The sequence below is a fragment of the Methylobacterium sp. AC433 genome, assembly GCF_979253015.1.
On sequence record NZ_CEEDBN010000024.1, the window covers coordinates 41,759 to 48,297 of the forward strand.

9 protein-coding genes are annotated in these 6,539 nt (G+C 70.0%); 3 read left to right on the forward strand and 6 right to left on the reverse strand.

All coding sequences use genetic code 11. From position 1 onward, the window contains the following. Positions 1–3: 3 nt before the first annotated feature. On the reverse strand, positions 4–942 hold the full coding sequence (locus AC0IWM_RS22375) for a 3-hydroxyacyl-CoA dehydrogenase NAD-binding domain-containing protein (RefSeq protein WP_471758680.1): 939 nt from the start codon (positions 940–942) through the stop codon (positions 4–6). Between the two features lie 114 nt (positions 943–1,056). Between AC0IWM_RS22375 and AC0IWM_RS22380 the strand changes: the two genes are divergently transcribed. From AC0IWM_RS22380 to AC0IWM_RS22390, 3 genes are read left to right on the forward strand one after another with little or no spacing between them, the layout of a single operon-like run. Beyond that, a complete protein-coding gene (locus AC0IWM_RS22380) occupies positions 1,057–2,049 on the forward strand; it encodes an ABC transporter substrate-binding protein (protein ID WP_082511050.1) in 993 nt (330 codons plus the stop codon). A gap of 8 nt (positions 2,050–2,057) precedes the next feature. After that, positions 2,058–2,861, forward strand: a complete 804-nt coding sequence (locus AC0IWM_RS22385; RefSeq protein ID WP_447678830.1) for an ABC transporter permease — start codon at positions 2,058–2,060, stop codon at positions 2,859–2,861. A 16-nt stretch (positions 2,862–2,877) separates the two neighbouring features. Further along, positions 2,878–3,672, forward strand: a complete 795-nt coding sequence (locus AC0IWM_RS22390) for an ABC transporter ATP-binding protein (protein ID WP_471758682.1) — start codon at positions 2,878–2,880, stop codon at positions 3,670–3,672. A gap of 228 nt (positions 3,673–3,900) precedes the next feature. On the opposite strand, the gene AC0IWM_RS22395 is transcribed toward AC0IWM_RS22390, so the two are convergent. The 5 genes from AC0IWM_RS22395 to AC0IWM_RS22415 all read right to left on the reverse strand — a co-directional run bounded on the left by AC0IWM_RS22395 (position 3,901) and on the right by AC0IWM_RS22415 (position 6,299). Continuing rightward, a complete protein-coding gene (locus AC0IWM_RS22395; protein ID WP_471758684.1) occupies positions 3,901–4,185 on the reverse strand; it encodes a hypothetical protein in 285 nt (94 codons plus the stop codon). A 78-nt stretch (positions 4,186–4,263) separates the two neighbouring features. Next, on the reverse strand, positions 4,264–4,497 hold the full coding sequence (locus AC0IWM_RS22400) for a DUF2171 domain-containing protein (RefSeq protein ID WP_471758686.1): 234 nt from the start codon (positions 4,495–4,497) through the stop codon (positions 4,264–4,266). Positions 4,498–4,567: 70 nt separating this feature from the next. Further along, on the reverse strand, positions 4,568–4,837 hold the full coding sequence (locus AC0IWM_RS22405; RefSeq protein WP_471758688.1) for a hypothetical protein: 270 nt from the start codon (positions 4,835–4,837) through the stop codon (positions 4,568–4,570). A gap of 102 nt (positions 4,838–4,939) precedes the next feature. Further along, positions 4,940–5,182: a helix-turn-helix domain-containing protein gene (locus AC0IWM_RS22410; protein WP_471758690.1), complete on the reverse strand. Its 243-nt coding sequence runs from the start codon at positions 5,180–5,182 to the stop codon at positions 4,940–4,942. Positions 5,183–6,002: 820 nt separating this feature from the next. Next, positions 6,003–6,299, reverse strand: a complete 297-nt coding sequence (locus tag AC0IWM_RS22415) for a hypothetical protein (RefSeq protein WP_471758692.1) — start codon at positions 6,297–6,299, stop codon at positions 6,003–6,005. Between the last annotated feature and the right edge of the window lie 240 nt (positions 6,300–6,539).

Here is a 6,539-nt window from a genome sequence, read left to right on the forward strand (position 1 = left end):
GGCTCAGGGGTCCTGCCCGGCCACCTCCGTGCGGGCCTTGAGGATCTCGATGAGGGCGCGGTCGCGGCGCTCCGCCAGGACCGCGAGCGAGCGGCCGGCGGCCTCCGCCTCGATCCCGGCCACGATCCGGTCCTTCACGGCCTCGGTCAGCTCCGGAGTCCCGAGGCTGGCCCAGCGCCGGACCTGGCTGGGGCCGAGATGATCGAGATAGTGCCGGATGCCGCCCTCCCCGCCGCCGAGATGATAGGTCATGTGCGGGCCCATCGCGGCCCAGCGCAGGCCGGGGCCGTTGCACAGGGCGGCGTCGATGTCGGCGACGCTCGCCACCCCTTCGGCCACGAGGCTGACGGCCTCCCGGTAGAGGGCCGAGGCGAGGCGGTTGGCGATGTGGCCCGGCATCTCGCGGGTGAGCACCACCGGCCGGCGCCCGAGCCGGGCGTAGAAGGCGGCCGCCCGCGCCGCCACCGCCGCCTCGCCGGCCACGATCTCCACCAGGGGCACGAGGTGGGGCGGGTGGAACGGGTGCGCCACCAGGATCCGCCCGGGCCGGGCGCAATCCGCCACCAGGGCGCTGCGCAGCATCGCCGAGGTGCTCGACGCGACGAGGATCGCGGGAGGCAGCAGGCGATCGACCTCGGCCAGCAGCGCGCGCTTGACCGCCTCGTTCTCCGGCGCGTTCTCCTGCACGAAGCCGGTGCCGGCGAGTGCGTCCTCCAGGCGGTCGTGGAAGCGGAGGGACCCCTGCCCGCTCAGGCCGAGCTCGGCCAGCTGCGCCCGCGCCGCCTCGATCGCGCGGGCGGCGCCCGCCTCGAACCCGGGTGCCGGATCGCAGGCCGCCACGTCGAGCCCGTGGGCGAGGAACAGGGCCGCCCAGCTGGCGCCCAGGGTGCCGCAGCCCAGCACGGTGACCCGCTGAATTTCATCCGTTTCAATGGCTGTCAAAACTCTCTCCCCGGCGGGTTTACTTTCGAATCCAGAATACGCTTATTCAACCGCGTACCGACCGTTTTCCCGTCGGACGAAGTGGGCGACACGACCCGCGACCGGAGGACACCGATGTTCAAGCGCCACGCGACCACGCGCGCCGCCCTGCTCGTTCTCGCGACCCTGGGAGCCCTCGGCAGCGCCCGGGCCGAGGACGTGGTGCGCCTCGGCAACCTGAAATTCGCCCATTACGGCGCCATCTCCTACATGAAGGAGATCGCCCCGAAATTCGGCCTGAAGATCGACGAGAAGGTCTTCGCCAAGGGCGCCGACATCTACCCCGCCATGGCGGTGGACCAGATCGACATCTCCGCCTCCGGCGCCGACGGCGCGGTGGCCGCGCGCGGCAACGGCGTGAAGCTCTACGTGGTGGCGGGCTTCGCCAATGGCGGCGTGCGCATCCTGCGCCGGCCCGACCTCGACAGCGTCAAGACCCTGAAGGACGTGAAGGGCCTCAAGGTCGCCACGGTCCGCGGTGGCACCCAGGACCTGATGTTGCTGGCCGAACTCGACAAGCACGGGATGACCTGGTCCGAGCGGGCCGGCAAGGACGTGCAGCTGATCTACTTCAACAATTACGCCGACCTGAACCAGGCCCTGTCGCAGAAATACGTCGACGTGATCTGCCAGAGCGAGCCGCAATCGACCCAGGCCATCAGCGCCGGCTACGCCACCGAGGTGGTCAAGCCATACGACACCCCCATCGGGGTGCCGGTGCGCCCCCTGGTGATGACCGAGAAGATGTACAACGAGCGTCCCGAGGTCGCCGCCAAGGTGCTTAAGCTGTTCGTGGCCGCCACCAAGGCCTTCATCGACGACCCGGCGCTGGCCGAGAAGTACGTCCGCGAGACCGTGTTCAAGGGCCAGCTCTCGAGCCAGGATTTTCGCGACGGCATGGCCAACGCCAAGTACACCTACGACGTGCCGGCCGGCCACATGCAGACCACGACCGACTACATGATGAAGTACGGGCTGGGTAAGATGGTCAACCCGCCGAAATCCGACGCCGAATGGGTGAAGACCGACCTGCTCGAAAAGGCCAAGGCCGAACTCAAGACGAACTGAGCGCCAGCATGAACCGGCTTCGCGGCGCCATCGTCCCCCTGGTCCTGCTCGTGCTGTGGGAGATCCTCAGCCGGGTGGGGGTGTTCTCCCCCATCGTGCTGCCGCCGCCGAGCGCGGTGGCGATGAAGTGGTATTCCGGGCTCCTGCCCGGCCTGCCCTACGATCCGGCCACCGAGAGCTACTGGCACTGGATGTTCTCCGGAGAGATGCCGCACGACGCCGTGGCGAGCCTCACCCGCGTGATCATGGGCTTCTGCGTCGGCGCCGGCCTCGCGGTGCCGGTGGGCCTCCTCCTCGGCACCAGCGACCGGCTCTACGCGCTGTTCAACCCCCTGCTCCAGATCCTGCGGCCGATCCCGCCCATCGCCTACATCCCGCTCGCCATCGTCTGGTTCGGCCTCGGCAACCCGCCGGCCCTGTTTCTGATCGCGCTGGGCACCTTCTTCCCGGTCCTGGTCAACACCATCGCGGGGGTGCGGCAGGTGGATTCGATCTACATCCGGGCGGCCCGCAACCTCGGGGCCAATTCCTGGACCATGTTCCGCCGGGTGATCCTGCCGGCGGCGAGCCCCTTCGTGCTCGCCGGCATGCGGATCGGCATCGGCACCGCCTTCATCGTGGTGATCGTGGCCGAGATGATCGCGGTCTCGGACGGGCTCGGCTACCGCATCCTGGAGGCCCGCGAATACATGTGGTCCGACAAGATCATCGGCGGCATGCTCACCATCGGCATCCTCGGCCTCATCATCGACGGGGCGATGTCGCGCCTCAACGACCACCTCCTGCGCTGGCATCGCGGCCTTGAACGCTGAACCGGGACGCCTCACCATGTCGGCGCAGATCGAGATCGCCCAGGCCAGCAAGGTCTTCGGGACGGGGGCCGGCGCCGTGCCGGCGCTGGACGACATCTCCGCGACGGTGCCGGAGGGGCAGTTCCTCTGCCTGCTCGGGCCGTCCGGCTGCGGCAAGTCCACCCTGCTCAACGCCATCGCGGGCTTCACGCCGCTGAGCGAAGGGCGGATCACCATGGGTGGGCGCCCCGTCACCGAGCCGGGGCCGGACCGGGGTATGGTCTTCCAGGAATACGCCCTGTTCCCCTGGATGAACGTGGAGGACAACGTCCGCTTCGGCCTCGACATCCGGGGCGTGCCCCGCGCCGACGCCACCGTGACGGTGGACCGCATCGTGGCGACCCTGGGCCTGTCGGATTTCCGCAAGCGCTATCCGAAGGACCTCTCCGGCGGCATGCGCCAGCGCGTGGCCATCGCCCGCATCCTGGCCCTCGACCCGCCGGTGATGCTGATGGACGAGCCCTTCGGAGCCCTCGACGCCCTGACCCGGCGCACCCTGCAGGACGAGCTCCTCCGGATCTGGGCCGAGTACCGCAAGACGGTGATCTTCGTCACCCACTCCATCGAGGAGGCGATCTATCTCGCCGACCGCATCCTGGTGATGACCTACCGGCCGGGGCGCATCAAGCGCGACATCACGGTGGAGATCCCGCGCCCGCGCGACACCGCTTCGGGCGAGTTCAACGTCCTGAAGCGGGAGCTCGCCGGGCTGGTGATGGCCGAGCAGCAGCGCTTCACCAGCGCGGAGCTGCATGGCACGGCGGTGGACTGAGGGAGCGTCGTCGTCGGAAGGTCGGGGTCCGGCCCCGGACGTTCCGGGCGACCGGTTTGCCCGCCGGCGATGCGCTATCCGGAGACAAGAACGCCCGCAGGCCGGTGGGCCGCGGGCGCCGAAGGTTGTTGCAAATCACCCGAGGACCAGCACGGGCAGCGCGAAGATGAAAGCGGTTCTCGCTGCGGCTGGCAAGAAGAAAAACGGAGCCTGATCGGCGAACCCTGTTCAGTACCGGCCCGGTCGCAGCCCCTCGGACAACCGAAGCGCTTCGAGGACGGCCTTGCCGATACGATCCGCCTCGTCCTCGCCCGCGGCGTTGGCCAGCACGACGGCCACGGGCCGCGGAACCGACAGGGCCTGCGCACCGACCGTGACCTGAAGCTCGTCGCCGTGCGGCGCCTCGATGCGGCGCAGGCCGACGCGCAGGCCGGCGGCATCTCCGAAGACGCGCTCCAGGCCCGCCAGGGCCTCCCGGCTCGTGCCGAAATCGCCCGTGATGACGTCAGCCATGCATTCTTCTCCTTCGGGTCGGCGGGGCGGATGCGCGGGCCCGGTCGCCTGCGGACTCGGCGAAGGGGCGTAGGGCGATCAGGAGGTCGACCATTCCCGCTTGACCTCCTCGGCCGACCGGTCGAGCCGCACGGTGTCGCCCTCGACGGACTGGACGAAATCCACCGGGATGAAGTGGTGGAGGCCGCCCGCGTCCGGGTCCTTCTTCGTCAGCTTGATCTCGCCCTTGTCGACGTGATCGACTGTGCCGACATGCGCACCGTCCGAACCGACGACGTCGGCATGTTCCTTGATCTGCGAGACATCGACCATCGGCATCACTCCCCGTTGCGAGGTCAACGGGAGCGGCGTGGCGGTGTTCCAGCCGCCGGACGGGGCTGCGTCAGGGATCGGCGCCGGTCGGGTCCGCACCGTCGCGCCGCGCTGCGCGGGCCATGTTGATGAGTTCGCGGGCCGTGAGCCCGCGCGCCGGGACCTCGGACGCCTCCGGCCCCGCCATAGCCTGCCGGATCGTGGCCAGAATCGGCCGGCCGAGGGCGAGCCCGCTGGACCGCAGCGTGGCGTCCTGGCTCCGCCAGAGCCGGCGCAGGCGCATCGCCCGCGAGCCGCTCGCCTGATTGCCGCTCACCCGCCTGTCGATCTCTGCCGCCATTCGTCCTCGTCCCGTCCTCGTCGGGGGCGAATAGCAAAGCTTGATCGCAGGCGACATTCTTGAAGTGACCCGCCGCTGCTCTATCGCGCCTGATGGCCCGGCCTATCCGTCCGGCGGTGCGATCAGGTCGTCGGGCGTGACGCCGAGCGCCCAGGCCAGCCGGCCGAGGGCCGCGAGGTCGACGGCGTCGCCCTCGCCGCGCTCCACCGCCTGAATCGTCGAGATCTCGACCTCCGCGAGGTAGGCGAGGTCCTCGAGGGGCAGGCCGAGGCGCAGCCGGGCGGCGCGCAGGTTCCGGGCGAGGGTCATCAGGAGGGTGCGCGTTTCGGCGGACCGATCGGACATGCCCACCATATGGCGTGCGGCACCGACCGGCGGTCAGGCTCTGCGGCGTTTGGCGCGTGGCCGGACATGGGTCCGGTCCTCCCGCACGGTCATCGATTCTTAACCATGATGCGTCAGGGTCCGATCAAGCCGGTGGCGGCCTCGCGGCGCCTGACCGGCGACGGCCATGCTGCCGGATCGGGTGACGCCGGATGTACGCGCACCCGATCTCGGCGGCATGCCCGTCGGCCCTCCGCGCCGAGGCCGGGGCGTGCGTGCGAAACCCTCTCCCCCGGTCCGGCGTTGATGCTGATCCTACGGGGAGTATCTCGCTTCGGGCTCCTCACCCGGACCCGAGCAGCCTGCCTCGAACCGACGCATCGGACGGTCCCGCATGTCTCTCTTCTTCGCCCTCGCCCTCATCGGCATCCCCATGGCCCTCGCGGCGATGGAACTGGTCCGCATGCGCGCCTCCCGCCCTCTCTAGGACGGGCAGGGCGCGCTAAGACGGGAAGGCCGGGATCGATCCGCCGGCGGCTGGCCTCACTCGCGGTCGATTGGGAGAACGCGGAGCGGGGCCTCGACTTTCGGCGGGCGAATGGTCAGCCGTCGCGCCCGCATCCGGCCCCGGGATCATCGGTCCCGCCGCGGCGGGCGGCGTCGCCCTCCAGGCATTGCGGGTTGGCAGTGCGTTCGGGCGCGCAGCAGGGCCACCTGATCGTCGGTGGATCGACCCTGCTTCGCGCCTTCGAGGTCGACCTCCTGAGGGGCGCCGAGACGGGCAACCTGCCCGTTCCGCTCCGCCCTCCTCCTTTTCCGACGAGCGTTCCGCGCGTGCGGATCAGCGCATCAGGCGCTCCTGGATGAAGCGGTCCCTGCGACGCTTGGAGACGTAGGAGCGGGCCGCGTAGCCCAGCGCGAAGCCCAGCGCGATCATCACCAGGACGGCGAGAAACTGGAGCAGGAACGAGATCAGGACCCCGAGCGTGACGCCCACGGCGAGGAGCGCGTAGCCGGTGCCGCGCGTGCGCGGCTTGCTCATCTCCACGGCGGCGGCCAGACGGACGACCTGAACGTTCCGCCGGATCGCCCCGCGGAGGGACTCGAACTTGGCGCCGAAGGCGTGGGAGGCGTGCATCGAGGGCGCTCTGCGTGAAGGCGGGTCGTGAGTCGGCTGCAGGCCAGCATATCGTGATCGCGCCGGCTTGGTGAAGTCCGGCTTCGGAGACGTCCGGTCGCCGGCCGGTCGCGTCGGCGCGCGGCCGGGAGGTCGGGCGTTGCTCGGGCCGGGCGTGAGGACCCGCTCAGAACGCGTTGGTTCGGCGCGTGATTTCGGCCAGGACGGTGCGCACGAGGATCTGGATGTCGAGGCGCAGGC